The 17,570-nt window shown below is 48.0% G+C and carries 14 protein-coding genes; 12 read left to right on the top strand and 2 right to left on the bottom strand.

Annotation, left to right across the window (positions count from 1 at the left end):
- The 3 genes from T504_RS14915 to T504_RS0105750 all read left to right on the top strand — a co-directional run.
- Window positions 1-217, top strand: a 217-nt coding sequence (locus tag T504_RS14915) for a hypothetical protein (protein WP_231473871.1), incomplete at its 5' end; no start/stop codon positions are given.
- Window positions 218-664: 447 nt separating this feature from the next.
- Window positions 665-1,222: a gamma carbonic anhydrase family protein gene (locus T504_RS0105745; RefSeq protein ID WP_033170118.1), complete on the top strand. Its 558-nt coding sequence runs from the start codon at window positions 665-667 to the stop codon at window positions 1,220-1,222.
- An 82-nt stretch (window positions 1,223-1,304) separates the two neighbouring features.
- On the top strand, window positions 1,305-1,670 hold the full coding sequence (locus T504_RS0105750; RefSeq protein ID WP_051635228.1) for a hypothetical protein: 366 nt from the start codon (window positions 1,305-1,307) through the stop codon (window positions 1,668-1,670).
- Between the two features lie 74 nt (window positions 1,671-1,744).
- Here the strand turns inward: T504_RS0105750 and T504_RS0105755 are convergent, their stop codons facing one another.
- Window positions 1,745-2,389, bottom strand: a complete 645-nt coding sequence (locus tag T504_RS0105755; RefSeq protein WP_033170119.1) for a YigZ family protein — start codon at window positions 2,387-2,389, stop codon at window positions 1,745-1,747.
- Between the two features lie 204 nt (window positions 2,390-2,593).
- Between T504_RS0105755 and T504_RS0105760 the strand changes: the two genes are divergently transcribed.
- Window positions 2,594-3,973 (top strand): amino acid permease, encoded by a 1,380-nt coding sequence (locus tag T504_RS0105760; RefSeq protein WP_173664278.1) that lies wholly within the window; start codon window positions 2,594-2,596, stop codon window positions 3,971-3,973.
- 76 nt (window positions 3,974-4,049) lie between these two features.
- Here T504_RS0105760 and T504_RS0105765 read toward each other — a convergent pair whose 3' ends face one another.
- Window positions 4,050-4,724: a hypothetical protein gene (locus T504_RS0105765; protein WP_033170120.1), complete on the bottom strand. Its 675-nt coding sequence runs from the start codon at window positions 4,722-4,724 to the stop codon at window positions 4,050-4,052.
- A 130-nt stretch (window positions 4,725-4,854) separates the two neighbouring features.
- On the opposite strand from T504_RS0105765, the gene T504_RS0105770 reads away from it, so the two are divergent.
- From T504_RS0105770 to glgA, 8 genes are all read left to right on the top strand, one after another.
- Window positions 4,855-6,570, top strand: coding sequence for an ABC transporter ATP-binding protein/permease (locus T504_RS0105770; RefSeq protein ID WP_033170121.1), 1,716 nt, complete (start codon window positions 4,855-4,857; stop codon window positions 6,568-6,570).
- Window positions 6,571-7,416: 846 nt separating this feature from the next.
- Window positions 7,417-8,007: a peptidoglycan recognition protein family protein gene (locus tag T504_RS0105775; protein WP_033170122.1), complete on the top strand. Its 591-nt coding sequence runs from the start codon at window positions 7,417-7,419 to the stop codon at window positions 8,005-8,007.
- 20 nt (window positions 8,008-8,027) lie between these two features.
- Window positions 8,028-8,360, top strand: coding sequence for a hypothetical protein (locus T504_RS0105780; RefSeq protein ID WP_033170123.1), 333 nt, complete (start codon window positions 8,028-8,030; stop codon window positions 8,358-8,360).
- A 359-nt stretch (window positions 8,361-8,719) separates the two neighbouring features.
- Window positions 8,720-9,874: a glucose-1-phosphate adenylyltransferase gene (locus T504_RS0105785; protein WP_033170124.1), complete on the top strand. Its 1,155-nt coding sequence runs from the start codon at window positions 8,720-8,722 to the stop codon at window positions 9,872-9,874.
- A 52-nt stretch (window positions 9,875-9,926) separates the two neighbouring features.
- Complete coding sequence (glgD, locus tag T504_RS0105790) at window positions 9,927-11,033, top strand: glucose-1-phosphate adenylyltransferase subunit GlgD (RefSeq protein WP_033170125.1); 1,107 nt, start codon at window positions 9,927-9,929, stop codon at window positions 11,031-11,033.
- Between the two features lie 116 nt (window positions 11,034-11,149).
- Entirely contained in the window at window positions 11,150-13,636 is a 2,487-nt protein-coding gene (locus T504_RS0105795; protein ID WP_143558673.1) for a glycogen/starch/alpha-glucan phosphorylase, read from the top strand.
- Between the two features lie 74 nt (window positions 13,637-13,710).
- A complete protein-coding gene (gene glgB / locus T504_RS0105800) occupies window positions 13,711-16,083 on the top strand; it encodes a 1,4-alpha-glucan branching protein GlgB (RefSeq protein WP_033170127.1) in 2,373 nt (790 codons plus the stop codon).
- Between the two features lie 13 nt (window positions 16,084-16,096).
- On the top strand, window positions 16,097-17,533 hold the full coding sequence (glgA, locus tag T504_RS0105805) for a glycogen synthase GlgA (protein WP_033170128.1): 1,437 nt from the start codon (window positions 16,097-16,099) through the stop codon (window positions 17,531-17,533).
- Window positions 17,534-17,570 lie beyond the last annotated feature (37 nt).

A 17,570-nucleotide genomic window follows, 5' to 3' on the forward strand; every position in this document is an offset into this window, starting at 1 on the left:
CCCCGCCGCCTCGGTTAGAGCCGTCACGAATTGCTGCGCCCTCGGAGGGATTAGCCCTGCGAAACTTGCCACAGACTCAGCCACCGCTAGGGGCAGTGCCATAAACGAAGCGTTTGATGTTTTTCGTGAAGAACGAAATTTTTATCCTCACCGTTCGTCGAAAAATTGCTACCGTTCAAGCGAAGCGCGTTTTGCAACTTTTTCGATGCTTAATTAAAGATAAAAATTTCGTTTAGAAAAACATCTCCCGCGTAGTGTTGGCACTGCCCCTAGCGGCGGCGAAGAGCTGCTTCGAATAAGGCTACTCTAATCGATAAACTGTAATTTCACGGTTCCTTTGATTTACAAAATCACTAACTAATATTCGCAAAAAAATCGTGAATTCCTCCTTTTTCTGACGGAATAAAAAAATAAAGCAAAAGGCGTCAGAATGAGAGGAAAAAAGCTTGCTTTTGAAAATTTGAAGTGATATTATATTAGCCAAGGGATAGGCAGACGAAAGAAATGCATCCCACTCAGGAAAAAACTTTCGCAAGTACGACAGCAAGGATTGTGCTTGGTGTGAAACTTCCTTGCATAAGGGCTTCGCGGTTCGTGGATGAGGGCGGAGCTCTTTTTCTATGCAATTTTGCTGTCAGGGTGAGATCGCAAAGGAGCGATGGTTATGTATACGTTGACAGGAAATGAATTTCAGGGAATCTGTCCGCAGATTCATGCAGAGGCATTTGTGGCACCGCAGGTCTTTGTGGCGGGCGATGTGCGCGTGGATAAGTATGCCAGCCTTTGGCCTGGGGTCGTGGCTCGTGGGGATGTGAACTACATTTCGGTAGGGGAATGTTCCAATGTCCAAGATCTCGTCTGCCTCCATGTGGCGGATGATCATCCCTGCTTGATTGGTGCTTACGTGACAATCGGTCATGGGGCAGTCGTTCATGGCTGTGAGATAGAGGACCATGTACTCATTGGCATGAATGCCACTATCTTGACCGGTGCGAAAATCGGTCGCGGATCTGTCATAGCTGCCGGAGCGCTGGTCCGTGAAAATGAGGTGATTCCACCCAATTCGCTGGTGGTTGGCGTGCCGGGGAAAGTGATACGAACCCAGGACCGCATGGAGAGTATCCATGCGCAGGCCATTAAATATAAATGCGAATGGGCTATTGGTTATGGCGTCAAACCGGATATTGGTGGAGAACTTTATCATGGGGAAACGATTATTTGATTTTGGGGAGGAAAGCCCTATTTCCTGTTGCTTTATTTTTCGGTATAATAAAGGTAAGATCAATAAGGAATGAGGTGAGTATATGGAAGTCGTATCGATTCCCAATGTGCTCTACAATCCCACGGATCGGATATCGCCCTATCTCATGGGAAAAGCAGGGGCTGCAAATCCATCAGGGGATGATGGGGCCATTGAAACGCTGCGGGCGCAGAAATTCAACTATCGTTCACAGATTGCTGAGCTTGATCGCATGGGCGGGGAGGCTAATGTCGAGAAAATCAGTAATCTTAGTGAGCAGCTGCGCACGGTAGAGGATAAAATCAAAGAGGTAGCTGCTGATCATGTCTTTGGAGAAGCCTTTACGGTTAGCATCAGTCCGGAAGCCAGTGCTATGTACGGCGCGATGGTATCCCAGGCACAAGCGGCAGCAGAGGACAGAATGTTGTGATCAAAGAAAAGTTAAAAGGACCAGTCAAATCGATCGATGGTTTCTACTCCATTGAGGATTTGACTGGTCCTTTTTTATGAATGGACCGGTATGGCGATAAGGCTTTCTTCTCCGGTGGTGAGGATAGCGCGGCCGGCCGTAAGGTCGATAAGAGCGGCTTGTACGGCTTCGAGATTGGCTGGCTCGATTAAAAGGTGCAGGCTGACGGTTTCGGCATAGTCCGCTTCGAGACTGCGGATTTCGTTTTGGCGCATCCAGTGCTCAACGGTGGCCAGCAGGTCGTAGCTAACGGCGGCATCCAGTTGGATAAACGGTGTCATGGCTAGGACGGTAGCGGCCTCGACGCCAAGAACTGCTGCATGGCTGTAAGCGCGGATGAGGCCGCCGGCGCCGAGCTTGATGCCGCCAAAGTATCGGGTAACCACTACGACGACATTGGTCAGGTCGTTTTTCCGGATGACCTCGAGGATGGGATTGCCAGCAGTGCCGCCCGGTTCGCCGTCATCGTTGGATTTTTGTTTATCGGCACTTTCGCCGAGGACGTAGGCGGAACAGTTGTGGCGGGCGTCAAAGTATTTTTTTTTCATGGATTGAATGAAAGCGCGGGCATCCTCTTCGCTGTCAACATGGCGAAGATGGGTGATGAATTTTGATTTTTGTATTTCGTAAAGCGTTTCGATGGAATCATCGGTTTCTTCAATCGTGCGGTATGGAATCATGAAAACACCTCTCTTGCTGGATTTATCTCTACTATTATATCGTATTGCTGCCGCGGGCGGTATGAGAAATTTATTTTATAAAACTATAGTATTATGCAGCGATTTGTAGTATTCTTAGGGATATAAAATGAAGTGCCGCGGATGGCAGACGCTATACAAATCACAAACAGGCAGCGGCACTGGGAAGGTTGTGTTAGTAAGGTCATGAACGAATCGAAAATGAACAGAGGGTTGAAGAATAGGCATTTGCAGCTGATTTCTCTTGGCGGAGTAATTGGCAGTGGCTATTTCCTCGGTACGGGGTATGTCCTCGAAAAAGCGGGCCCAGCAGCGATACTGGCCTATTTACTGGGTGGTCTTATCGTGCTGTGTGTCATGCTGTGTCTAGCAGAGCTGGCGGTAGATAAACCAGTCTCGGGTTCTTTTGTCACGTATGCACAAGAACATATTTCTTCAACTTGGGCGTGTGGTGTAGGTTGGGCCTATTGGATTACCTGGGTCGCCTATGTTCCCTCGGAAATGATAGCCGCGGGAATCATTATGAATAATTTTTTGCCGATGGTCAGTCAGCTTTGGTGGGCGGTGTTCTTCAGTCTGATTGTGACCTGTATTAATCTGTTTCATGTCGATAAGTTCGGCGAGAGTGAATCCTGGCTTTCCCTTATCAAGATTCTCGCTCTCGTGGCCTTCACGGTGGTGGCAGGGCTCATCTGCCTCGGTTTGATTGGTGACCAGGGCTTTATTGGTACCAGCGTGCTTTTGGGCAGCGGTGGTTTTGCCCCCCATGGCTATTGGTCGATTGTGCTCACGATGGTCATCATTCTGGTCAACTTTCAGGGGACGGAGATTATCGGGCTGGCAGCTGGGGAATGCAAGGAGCCGGCCAAGAGTATTCCCATCGCCGTTCGCAATGTTACTTGGCGCATCATCGCGCTCTACATCATTCCGATTTCGCTGTTGATTTCCATTCTTCCTTGGGATAAAGCGTCCTTGGAGGAAAGTGTTTTTGCAGCAGCCGTCAATCAGTATGGATTTACGGAATTCGGTGCGTTCTTTGCTTTTGTCATCTTGACGGCAGCAATTTCCTGTTCCAACTCGGGACTTTACGGTGCGGCGCGGGCAATGCACGCACTGGCTAAGATGGATATGGCACCGAAGTCGTTGGGGAAACTCAACAACAATGGTATGCCGTCCCGGTCGGTTATGGTTTCGCTTTGGGCTTGTTGGGCAGTAATCCTGATTTATGCCTTTAATCCGGATTCGGTAATCTATACGTATCTGTTGGCGGTGTCTGGTTTTACTGGTGCTATTGCCTGGATTTCCATCTGCTGGAGCCAGTATCGCTTCCGTAAGCAGAAGATAGCAGAAGGAACGGTGGAGGAGCTTCGTTACAAGACGCCGCTTTTCCCGTACGTCACGTTGTTTGGCATTTGGTCGCAGGTATTCTGCCTGGTGGTCATGGTCTTTACACCGGACTTGCAGGAGGCATTGTTTGCCGGAATCCCTATGCTGATTCTGCCAATGGTATGGTATCATTTTCGGGAAAAACATCGGGCACAAGTAGCAGCAAGAGCTATGCGTTGATAGAAATAAAGCAAGAGAAACACTAAGTTTCGAATAAATAAAAGGCCTGCTGGCAGTAAATATGCCAGCGGGCCTCTTATTTTGTTTCTTTATTTTCGGCTGGTGTATCCTGCTGAATGTCGAGGTAATCTCGGATGGCTGCGATTTCCTTGGCGGTATAAAGGCCGACAGGTTGTTCACGAATCATGATGGCCTGGAGCATGCGGCTCTGTTCGGCTTGGTCGGTGGTGCGCAGATTCGCTGGGTCAGCAGCCGCTTTGGTCAGCGCGATAGTACGGTACTGTGCCTCAGCGTAGGCGTTGGTTTTCTTCATGACTTCAATCAATAAATCGTAGCAGCCATCGTTGAGTGCCAGCGGTGGTGCGTGATGATTGATGCGGTCACGCAGAAGTTGGCTGTCCTGCTCGAGCTGCTTAAGGCGTACATAAGTGGTTTGAATGCTGATGTTATCCTCTTTGAAATTTTCCAGGATATTGTGATACCATTGCCAGTTCCGATCGAGCTCGCTAAGGTCTTTTTGGTAACTGGCGTACCAGGTGGCAAAGATTTGCTGCTGCTCGGTTTGATAGTTGAGTTCTTCTTCGGTCATGGCGGCTGGTTCTGGTGCTTTGACGGGCCAGAAGAAAAAGGCGATGCTGCCGGCGGCCAAAAGCGTCAGGCAGAAAAAGAAAAAGATTCGTTTGCTGGGTAGATAGTGATAGAGCAGTCCCAGCAGGATAAGCCCGATTATCAGTAAAAGATATAAAAACATTGCGGTTGAAACCTCCCCGATGAAACGGATAAAACTTCTTTTATTCTACCATAATCAAGCCTTGCGGGAAACAAGCGAAAAAGCTATACTGAAATTATCTCTGACACAGCAAGTAAAAGGATGTGGTTTTATGAAGGGGAAGTTTCTGCATGGTTTTTGGCAGCTTTTCCGCGGCTATTGGAATTCGGAACATAAATGGCGGGCAAGGGGCCTGCTGGCTTTTGTGATTGGACTTAACTTCTTTGATGTATATCTGCTGGTTTGTATCAACAGCTGGTATAACGAATTCTATAATGCCCTACAGGGCTATCAGGCGGATCAGTTTTGGCCGCTGGTAGGTGAGTTCACCGGGCTGGCAATGCTTCATATTCTCATTGCTGTTTATGCGATTTACCTGCGGCAGGCTGTACAGATTAAATGGCGTACTTGGCTTACCAATCAGTATCTCGGAAAATGGATGAAGAGCCAGGTTTACTACCGCCTGCAGGTCCTAAAGAGCGATACGGATAACCCGGACCAGCGAATCAGTGAAGATATCAATCAGTTTGTGACGTTGACGCTGCAGCTGCTGATTGGCTTCTTGAAACAGCTGACAACGTTGGCGGCTTTTGGTGTCGTGCTCTGGAATCTGTCGGGGGCGTTTACCGTGCCCGTGGGGAGCCATGAGTTTGTTATCTATGGGTATATGTTCTGGTTCTCGTTGATTTATTCCGCAGCTGGTACTATTTGTGCCCATTTGGTGGGCCGCAAGCTTATCGGTTTGAATTTTGATCAGCAGCGGTTTGAAGCGGATTTCCGTTTTAATATGATGCGGGTGCGCGAAAACAGTGAAAGCGTTGCCTTTTATCGCGGGGAACAACCGGAGTCGGTTGGCTTTAAGGAACGGTTTGCGAAAGTCATCGAGAACTACTGGCAGCTGATGCGTCAGACGAAACTGCTCAATTTCTATGTGAATGGCTATGCACAGCTGGCCATTATCGTGCCGCTTGTCCTGGCTGCGCCGAGGTATTTTGCCGGAGCGATGGCCCTGGGCGGACTCATGCAGACGGTGTCGGCTTTTGGACGGGTGCAGGATGCGTTGTCGTATTTTGTCGAGTCCTACGATACCATCGCGCAATTGGCGGCAGTTATTCGCCGACTCACGACGTTTACGGGACACATGGCGGATGTGAGTGAAATCTCAAATGGCGTCTGCCGGTCGGAAAGCGGAACGGATAATCTGAGTCTGGAAAATCTGCAGGTTCAGCTGCCGGATGAGCGGACGCTGCTGGCTACTTGCACATTAACGATCCCGCAGGGCCGTTATGCTTTGGTAACGGGATCCTCTGGCTGCGGCAAAAGCACGCTGCTGCGTACGTTAGCTGGCATCTGGCCGTATGGTAAAGGCGAAGTGAGCCTGCCGGCAGGCAGCCGGACGCTGTTCTTGCCGCAGCGCCCTTATCTGCCGCTGGGGAGTCTGCGCCGTGCGCTCTATTATCCGCTGTCGGCTTCGGGAAGTGATGAACGGCTGCAAGAAGTGTTGCGGCTGGTGGGCTTGGAAAAATTTATCGGAAAACTCGATGAGGTGGATGATTGGAGCCGCATTCTTTCCTTGGGGGAACAGCAGCGGCTGGCTTTTGCCCGGGTTTTGCTCGTGAAGCCTGATTGGATTTTCCTGGATGAGGCGACCTCAGCCCTCGATGAGCCGCGGGAACAGGAAATGTATGAACTTTTGAAACGAGAACTTCCTCATGCCAGCATCGTAAGCGTTGGGCATCGTTCTACGCTATTTGCGCAGCATGATACTGAGCTGCATTTGGCAGGCGATGGCACTTGGGAACTTCGTCCAATTCCATCGGCAAATTAAGCAAAGCGAAAAGGGGCTGTGAAATTACAGTTTATCGGTTAGTGGAGCTTTATTCGAAGCAACTCTTCGCCGCCGCTAGGGGCAGTGCCAACACTACGCGGGAGATGTTTTTCTAAACGAAATTTTTATCTTTAATTAAGCATCGAAAAAGTTGCAAAACGCGCTTCGCTTGAACGATAGCAATTTTTCGACGAACGGTGAGGATAAAAATTTCGTTCTTCACGGAAAACATCAAACGCTTCGTTTATGGCACTGCCCCTAGCGGCGGCTGAGTCTGTGGCGAGTTTCGCAGGGCTAATCCCTCCGAGGGCGCAGCAATTCGTGCTGGCTCTAACCGAGGTGGCGGGGTCCCAGTACCATAAGCGTAGCCTTGACGTTCCGCGTGAAGCAAGAAATTTCTGTCTGCGTTCTCGTTGGAAAAGCAGTTTCGTCCAAGCGAAGCGCGTTTAACTGTTTTCCAACTCTTAATTAAAAGGCAAAAATTTCTTGTAGCGGGTTGTCACCGGTGGAGCGTTGGTACTGGGGCCCCCGCCGCCGGCGATTTGTCTCGAATACGAACTGGGTAATACTCCCCTGTAAACTGTAATTTGAAAAAGTGTGTGGATAAATTCATAGAAGCCTCCATAAGGTCGATCGATCAATCTTATGGAGGCTTCTATATTTTATGTCACTATGAAGGGATTTTCACAGTCCTTTTTTGTGCAAGGATTGTGGGGGAAGCGGGAAGATATGGAATTGCTTAGGGGCTGGTAGGGGATGAGGGATTAGGAATTTGGTCTTACTGATGATTTTCAGAAAGAGAGGATACAATATAATTCGTTATTGTAGAAAAGTAAGGTTGATAATATGAATCGCAGAGATTTTTTGAAAAATACCATATGTATGGGAGCGGGACTAACACTGGCACCGGGACTAATGCATCATAAGGCTGTGGAAGCTGCCTGGGGGGGAGGCAATGATCTCTCGGGAGTTTCCATCCGCGAGACGTATCTGCAGTTCAGTTCGTTGCAGGCGCGTACGACGACGGATGGGGTGGTTATCCATCACATCGGTGGTACGAATCGCGATGTTTCGGCAGAAGAAGTTCATGAATGGCACAAGAATAATGGCTGGGCTGGTATTGGCTATCATTTCTTGATTCGAAAAGATGGAACCATTGAACGCGGCCGCCCAATGAATATGCTGGGGGCTCACTGCTATCAGCAGAATTGGCACACCGTTGGGGTCAATATCGTAGGAAACTTTATGGAAGCACATCCTACTTCGGCACAGATGGAGTCGGCGGCCAAGCTCTTGCGGGCGTTGAGTCGTTACTATGGATTTCCAGTCAATCGGGAACATATCAAGGGACACCGCGAGTACAATTCGACGGACTGTCCGGGTGACATTTTGTATCGTATGTTGGACAATTTGGTCTATAATGCGGCATGCTTGTAACAGTACGGGGAGGTATAATTATGCGATATCGATGGTTCGCCAAGGAGGAAGAACGCGTCGATGCGTTTGGCGTACCTGTCAGTCGTGCTGAGCACGATGAAGCACTGCATCCCAAACCGCCGGGCTATGCCCGGGGCGAGGTCCTGGCTATTGTTCTAGCGGTAGTCATTTTGGGCTATGAATGGGTTAACGACGATGCACCGCTGATCTTTGTCTGTGTTTCTTTTTTGGTCTATGAATTGCAGCCCATCGTGTTGAAGGTTTACGGCCCACGAGGGCAGATACTATGCAATGTAATCCGAGGGTTTAGCCTGGCGACTTTTATCGGTGCGCTGGCTTGGACGTTTTTATGAAGAAGATTTCATAAAAGCGTCTTTTTTTTTATAATTATAATAATTTAGCTTTATAAAAATATATATAAAAAATATTATTTTTTTTTATTGTTAAGCAGGAGATTGAAAAAATTTATCGAATTTCATTGTATAAGAATTTTTTCAGGAGGATAGACGGTGGCCCGAAAAGGTCCGTTGATGTGGAGATCGACCGCTATCCGACGGGAGATAACGGTGCAAGAAATAAGATGCGTGGGAGCCTTGTTTTGCATACGGATTGTGTATATTAACAGACTGGGTCTGTTTTTATAGATATATATTCGAAAAGCAGTCAAATTAGGGGAGACTGACTTTTCCACAACATCCAAGGGGGATTTTTTATGAGAAAGACAGAATGCTTAGCAATGATCCTGGCTGGTGGCCAGGGCAGCCGTTTGGGGGCGCTGACGAAGAAAATCGCCAAGCCGGCCGTGCCGTTTGGGGGTAAATACCGCATTATTGATTTCCCGCTGAGCAACTGTGCGAATTCGGGCATTGAGAAAGTCGGTGTGCTGACGCAGTACCGTCCGTTGGAACTGCATAACTATTTAGCGTCAGGAAGTGCCTGGGACCTCGACAAGAAGGACGGAGGCGTATTTATCCTGCCACCGTATGCGAGAGAAAAAGGGGCAGAATGGTATCGTGGAACGGCAGATGCCATCTATCAGAACCTCAATTTCATTGACCTGGCAGATCCGGACTATGTCCTGATCCTTTCCGGGGACCACATTTATACGATGGATTACTCTTGGATGCTCGATGCTCATAAGATGAACAAGGCCGAGGCAACAATCGGCGTAATTGAAGTCCCTTGGGATGAAGCTCCACGCTTTGGTATCATGAACACGGACAAAGACGGCCGTATCGAAGAATTTGAGGAGAAACCGGCAAATCCGAAGAGCAATCTGGCCTCGATGGGAATCTACATCTTCAACAAGAACTTCCTCAAGAAATACCTCGAGGATGATGCAAAAGATGAGACCAGCAGCCATGACTTCGGCAAAAACATCATTCCCAAGATGCTGGCAGATAAAGCACGTCTCTATTCCTACGCATTCGATGGCTATTGGAAAGATGTCGGAACGATTGAAAGCCTTTGGCAGGCGAACATGGACCTTCTGCAGGACGTTCCGCCCTTCGAGCTCAACGGAGATTGGAAGATTTATTCCTCCAATCCGTCTATGCCACCGCATTTTGTCGGTCCAGATGCCAAAATCAAGAATTCCATGGTAAGTGAAGGCTCCATGGTTTTAGGCGAAGTCGAAAATTCCGTCATCTTCCCGGGCGTGCGCATCGGGAAAGGCGCGAAGATTACGAATTCGGTCGTTATGCCTTCAACGGTCATTCGGGAAAATGCCGTTGTCGACTATGCAATTATCGCTCAGAACTGTGAAATCGCAGAAGGTGCGAAGGTAGCTGGTGAGAAAGGTGCCATTACTGTCGTAGCAGAAGGCGAGACAGTAGAGAGTGAGGCAGGCAGCAAACAGGCTGGCTGAGTCGCAGCATATAAACAGCAACCTAGTCGTAGTTGGATCGGAGTGAATAAAATTGAAAACAGTAATGGGGATTATCAATCTTCAGGAAGATAATAGCTTGATTCGCGACCTGACGGCGCGCCGTGCCGTAGAGTCGATTCCATTTGCCGGCCGTTACCGGTTGATTGACTTTACCTTGTCCAGCATGGTGAATTCCGGCATTTCAAATGTCGGAGTCATGCTGCCGGATAAACCGCGTTCCGTACTGGACCATCTGCGTTCTGGTAAGGATTGGGATTTGGCCCGCCGCCATGATGGCTTGTTTTATCTTCCCGCCCCACAGCAGGAAGATATGAACCGCAAGGGGGATTTGAAGAATTTCTATCATAATCTGGATTTCTTCGAGCACAGTTCCCAGCGCTACGTCCTTCTTACCAGCGGCAGTTTCGTCTATAATGTGGATTTTAGCCAGTTGTTGCGTTTCCACCAGAACACGAATGCCGATATCACGGTGGTTTATAATACGGCAAGCGAGGAATCTCATGGCAAGAATGTCGTTATCGAAACCGCTGAGAATGGTCTGGTTACGGATATTGCGGAGAAACCAGCTGCTTATGACGGGACGCAGGTTTCTACGAACGTCTATCTCATGGAGAAGCGCATCTTTGTTGAGATGATTCGCTATACCTATGAGCATGGCGGACAGGACTTCCTGATTGATGGTATTATCCGCCGCGCCGCAGAGTATAACATCTACGGCTTTGAACATGATGGTTATGTAGCACACGTGGATTCTACGGCAGCATACTACAAGGCCAACATGGATATCCTGCAGCCAGAGGTATGGGAGGAGCTCTTTATGGGGCAGCATCCCATTTACACGAAGGTAAAGGATGAAGTGCCGGTCCAGTATAAGGAAACTGCCAAGGTCAATAATTCACTGATTGCCAATGGCTGCATTGTCCGTGGAGAAGTAGAGAATAGCATCTTGTTCCGCGGAGTTAAAGTGGCTGAGGGAGTCAAAATCAAGAATTCTATCATTATGCAGAAGTGCGATATCCAAGAAGGTTCGCTGCTGGAAAATGTCATCTGTGATAAGAATGTCATCATTTCCAAGGAGAAGTGGCTCAAGGGAGCTGCTAACTATCCGCTGATTGTTACCAAGAATGTCGTAATTTGATAGGCAAAGTCAGCCGTTGTAACGAGGTACCATTGCTTATAACGGGCAGTGGGATCGGACAACGGCTGTTCTTGTTATAAAAACTCAAGGGTTTCGTGGCTCAAGGCCAAAGGGGAGTGTTTTATTTGGCAAGAGAAAAGAAAGAAAAAAAACAGAAGGGACCAAAGAGTAAGGAATTTGAAAAACTCAAAGAAGGTCTTAAAGTTCGTTTCGTGAACACCGCTCATATCATGTGGGGCCGTGACCTCAATGAATTGACGGAAAATGAAATCTATCAGACTGTGGCAGCAACTGCCAAGCAGTACATTTCCGATAACTGGATTAAGACGAATCGCACTTATGGAGAGCGTGAGGAGAAACAGGTCTATTATTTCTCCATTGAATTTTTGATGGGACGATTGCTGAAGTCCAATTTGATCAATCTCGGCATTGAAGAAGCTGTTCGCGAAGTCTTGGAAGGCTTTGACTTGAAACTTTCTGAGGTATTCGAAGAAGAGCCGGATGCAGGTCTTGGCAATGGTGGCTTAGGCCGCCTGGCTGCTTGCTTTATCGATTCGATGGCAGCGCATCGTCTGCCTGGTCATGGCTGCAGCATCCGCTATCAGTATGGTTTGTTTGAACAAAAAATCATCAATGGCAACCAGGTTGAGATTCCGGATAATTGGCTGAAAAATGGTTTTGCCTGGGAATATCGCAAGCCAGATAAGGCTGTAGACGTTAAGTTTGGCGGTAACGCCTACATGAAGGAAATGCCAGATGGCAGCCTCAAGCTGGTTCACGAACATGCGCGGACCGTTATGGCAGTCCCGTATGATGTGCCAATTGTAGGGTATCACAACAATACGGTCAATACGCTGCGCCTTTGGAATGCAGAGGTCAACCGGGATTTCTCGGACTATGGCATGTTGACGCAGGAACAGATGCGGCAGAAAAATGAATATCGCCTGTTTGTGGAAAGCATTACGCGTTACCTGTATCCGGATGACAGCACCTATGAAGGCCGCCGCATGCGTTTGATACAGGAATACTTCATGACTTCTGCTGGCGTGCAGAGTATTGTCCGTCACTTCAAGAAGACGGGCATGAACCTTCATGACTTTGCGCAGAAGATTGCTATCCATATTAACGATACCCATCCGGCAGTGGCGGTGGCAGAGCTTATGCGCATCCTGGTGGATGAGGAAGGCTTCGAGTGGAATGAGGCATGGGCTATCACTAAAAATACCATTGCCTATACCAACCACACGATTATGCCAGAGGCTTTGGAAACGTGGCCTGTGGATATGTTCCGGGAGCTTTTGCCGCGCATCTACATGATTATCGACGAAATCAATCGCCGTCATCTCTTGGAGGTTCGGGCTCGTTATCCGCGTAACGAAGGTAAGGTTCATGCCTTGTCCATTATCCAGGATGGCTTGGTCCATATGGCAAGACTTTCCATCGTAGGCGGTCACAGCGTCAATGGTGTCGCCAAAATTCATTCGGATATTTTGAAGGATACGACGCTTCGCGATTTCTATGAGTACAATCCGAAGATGTTCAACAATAAAACGAATGGAATCACGCATCGCCGCTGGCTTATGGGGGCTAATCCAGAACTGGCCGACCTCATTGATGCGACTATTGGCAGCCGCCGTTGGCATCGGCATCCCGAACAGTTGGATTTGCTCAATGACTACGTAGAGGACAAACCGTTCTTGGCAGAATTGGGCAAAATCAAACATCTCCGCAAGGAGGCGCTGGCAAAATACATTAAGGAACACAATGGCATCGAGGTCAACCCGGATTCGATTTTCGATATTCAGGTAAAACGCATCCATTCCTATAAACGTCAGCTTATGAATATCATGCATATCATGTACCAGTATCATAAGCTCAAGACGGATAAGAATTTTGACATGTTGCCGACTACGTATATCTTCGGCGGCAAAGCAGCGCCAGGATATTATATTGCGAAAGAGACGATTCGCCTGATTCTCGCTGTAGCGGATAAAGTCAATAACGATAAGTCTATCAAAGGCAAAATCAAAATCGTCTTTATTGAAAATTTTGGCGTATCGATTGGTGAGATTGTTTATCCGGCAGCCGATGTCAGTGAGCAGATTTCTACTGCCTCGAAAGAAGCTTCAGGAACAGGCAACATGAAATTCATGATGAATGGCGCCATTACGTTGGGAACTCTCGATGGAGCCAACGTCGAAATCCGTGAGGCAGTAGGCGGTGATGAGCATTGCGTCATCTTTGGCCTGCGTGCTGAGGAGGTACTCAATTATTACGCAACGGGAACTTATTCCGCTTGGGATGAGTACAATACCAATGAAAACGTTCGTATCGTAGTGAATCAGTTGACGGATGGGACCTATGGCGATTTCCGTTCGCTCTATGAATACTTGGTCCATGCCAATGATGAGTTCTTTATCCTGAAGGATTTCAATGCGTATGCTGCAGCCCATGTAGAAATCATGAAACGGTATCAGGACCGTTTCCATTGGCTCAAATCATCAGCTATGAATATTGCAAATTCCGGATGCTTCTCGTCTGACCGGACTATTGACGAGTACGCAAATGAAATCTGGCAGGTAAAACCTGTTATGATTCCGTAATAAAGCCGGATTATTGATGGCAGGCGAGTGGGGATTCGCCTGCCTATCAATGGATATAACAGAGGGGGATTAATTTGAAAACATCAGATCTTAGTGAATTTGACCGATATTTATTCCATCAGGGAACCAATTATCATGCCTATGAGATGCTCGGCGCTCATTTCGTGGAAGAAAATGGCAAGAAGGGCGTACGGTTTGCGGTTTGGGCACCGCATGCGAAATCCATCACGGTTGTTGGTGACTTTAACAACTGGGATGACCGGGTAAATCCGATGACTCGTTTGGACGATGGGGAGATTTGGTCGGTCTTTTTGGAAAACATCCCGGAGGGGGCGCTTTACAAATATGCGATTGAACCGCAGTGGGGGGGGCCTCGTATCTTAAAGGCGGATCCCTATGGATTCTATGCGGAAAAGAAACCGAATACGGCCTCGCGGGTCTATGACATGAGCCATTATGAATGGAAGGATAATGCTTGGGCTGAGCAGAAACGCCGGGAATCCTCTTATGAGCGTCCGATGCTTACCTATGAGGTTCATGCCGGATCCTGGCGCCGCAATGCCGATGGGGAATATTTGTCGTATCGCGAACTGGCTGACCAGTTAATTGACTACGTTCGGGACATGAACTATACTCATATTGAGTTTATGCCGCTTTGCGAACATCCTTTTGATGGTTCGTGGGGCTATCAAGCAACGGGGTATTATGCGGTTACCAGCCGCTATGGAACGCCGGATGATTTCCGTTATCTGGTTGATCGGGCCCATGCAAATGGCATCGGGGTTATCATGGACTGGGTACCGGGGCATTTCTGCAAGGATGAGCAAGGACTCCGTCATTTCGATGGGCAGACCCTCTATGAGTCGGATAATGAGACTCGTGCCGAAAATTGGGAGTGGGGAACCACGAACTTCGATTACGGCCGTACGGAGGTCCAGAGTTTCCTGATTTCTAATGCCATGTTCTGGTTTGAAGAATTTCACATTGATGGATTGCGCATTGATGCAGTTGCCAATATGCTCTACCTCAATTATGGGCGCAAAGACGGTGAGTGGCAGCCCAATAAATATGGTGACACGGGCAATCTGGAAGCCATGGATTTTTTGAAGAAGCTCAATGAGGCTATCTTCCAGTATCATCCCCAGGCGTTGATGATTGCTGAGGAGTCTACGGCCTGGCCGTTGATTTCCAAACCGGTCTATATGGGCGGTATGGGCTTCAACTACAAGTGGAACATGGGTTGGATGAACGATATGCTCAAATATATGAGCTTAGACCCCATCTATCGCAAATGGAATCACGATAAGGTCACGTTCTCGTTCATGTATGCGTTCTCGGAAAACTTTGTATTGCCACTGTCCCATGATGAAGTGGTTCACGGCAAGTGTTCGCTTATCAGCAAGATGCCTGGAGATTATTGGCAGAAATTTGCAGGTTTGCGTTCGTTCTTTGGTTATTGGATGGCTCATCCGGGCAAGAAGCTGTTGTTCATGGGGGGCGAGTTCGGGCAGTTTATCGAGTGGAATTACGATGACAGCTTGGATTGGCATCTGGTGGAACAATATGATATGCATACAAAGATGAAGGAGTATTCCAAGGCGCTTAATAAGTTCTATTGTGACCACAAGGCTTTCTGGCAGGTGGATTTCGATTGGAATGGCTTCCAGTGGATTGACTGCAACGATAATGAGAACAGCATTGTATCCTTTATCCGCAAGGCAGAGGATAGCAACGATTTCATCATTGCCATCTGCAACTTCACGCCGGAAGTTCGTCATAATTACCGGATTGGCGTGCCCTCTAAGGGAAATTATGTGGAGGTATTCAATTCGGATGATGAGGCCTTTGGCGGCAGTGGTGTCAAGAATGCAAATGAAATCGCTTCAGTGGATATTCCCTGGCATAATCGGGAGCAGTCCATTACGCTTACTATTCCGCCACTGGCAACCATCTATTTGCGTTTAAATGGTCAAACTGGTGCAGGCACGTCTTTTCCTGAGGCTTCGGCGGAAGTAGATGCCAGAGGCCATGAGGAAAAAGAATCTGCCGATAAGGCAGAAGCCGCTGAAGTAAAGGCTCCGGCTAAGCGCCGCGGCCGTCCGAAAAAGACGGAAGCAGAAAAGACGGAAACTGCCAAAAAAACTGCGGCCAAGAAAACGACTCGCAAGACCACAGCTAAAGTGACGACGGCAAAAGTAGAAAAGCCAAAGGAAGAAAAGCCCAAGAAGGCGGTGGCTAAGAAAGCTTCTACCGCTAAGACAGCCACGAAAGCAGTCACCAAGAAAGCGGCCACGAAAAAAACGACAGCAGCAAAAAAAGAATCGGAAGCTGCTGCCGATAAGAAAGCAACTACCCCTAAGAAGGCAACGAAAAAATCTGCTGCTGTTACGACGGCAGCCCGTAAAAAAACGGTGAAGAAAAAAGCAGTTGCCGCCGGCGATAAATAAGGAGGATATGGGTATGAAAGTTCTTTATGTAGCATCGGAAGTAGTGCCTTTTGCCAAAACGGGAGGCTTGGCTGATGTAGCAGGTTCTCTTCCTCAGGCACTGAAAGAGGAGAATGTAGATATCCGTGTCATCATGCCGAAATTTGGCAAGATTGACCCGAAGTATACCAACGCTATGGAGCACGTCTATGATGGCGAATTGGATGTAGCTTGGCGCAAAAAATATGTGGGTCTGGATAAATACGAAAAGGACGGGATTACTTATTACTTCGTCGATAATCAGGAATACTTCGGCCGTGAAGGTTTCTATGGTTATGACGATGATGCAGAACGCTTTTCCTTCTTTTGTCGTGCTGTCTTGAATTTGCTGCCGGTCATGGATTTTTGGCCGGATGTCATTCATACCAACGACTGGCATGCAGGGCTCGTCAATGTCCTGCTGAAACTCGAGCATATGGATGATGAACGCTATCGCGATATTCGCACGCTTTATACGATTCACAATCTCAAGTATCAGGGCGTGTTCCCCAAAGAGGTTATGAGCGATGTCTTAGGGATTGACTGGAAGTATTTCAACAATGGTGATTTGGAATTTTATGATGCCGTCAATTTCATGAAGGGCGGTATTATCTATGCGGATTATATCTCTACAGTCAGCAAGACCTATGCACAGGAAATTCAGTATGAATACTTTGGTGAGCACTTAGATGGCCTGCTCCGCAGCCGTCAGGATACGCTGTTTGGCATTGTAAATGGTTTGGATTACAATGTCTACAATCCGTCTACGGATGCGAATCTGTTTGAGACCTATGATATCGACAGCCGCGATCGTAAGGCTGACAATAAAACGGAATTGCAGAATTTACTGGGGCTTCCGAATAACCGCCGCACGCCGATGGTGGCACTGGTTTCGCGGCTCGTTTCTGCGAAAGGTCTCGACCTTATTGTTCGCATGATGGATGAAATCCTGCAGCATGAGGATATTCAGTTCGTTATGCTTGGAACTGGCGATAGAGAATATGAAGAGTGGTTCAAAGGGCTTGAGTGGCGTTTCCCCAATAAGGTTTCGGCCAATATCAAGTTCTCCAATGAATTGGCTCAGCGCATGTATGCAGCAGCTGACATTTTCCTGATGCCGTCGGATTATGAGCCTTGTGGTATCGGTCAGCTGATTGCCCTGCGCTATGGTGCGGTTCCAGTCGTTCGTGAGACTGGTGGACTTAAAGATACGGTTCAGCAGTACGATAAATACACCAATGAAGGCAATGGATTTGTCTTCGGGGATTACAATGCCCATGAAATGATGTATGCGCTGAAGCGTGCGCTTAGCGCTTACGAGAATTTCGAAGAGTGGCAGCATATTGTGGCAAATGCAATGAATACGGATTACAGCTGGAAGAATTCTGCGAAAGAATACAAAGAGCTGTACCGGAAACTGTTAGAGGAATAACAAAGCAGGATAGGGCGGCAAGGGAATTGCCGCCCTT

Source organism: Selenomonas sp. ND2010, assembly GCF_000702005.1.
Classification (GTDB): domain Bacteria; phylum Bacillota; class Negativicutes; order Selenomonadales; family Selenomonadaceae; genus Selenomonas_A.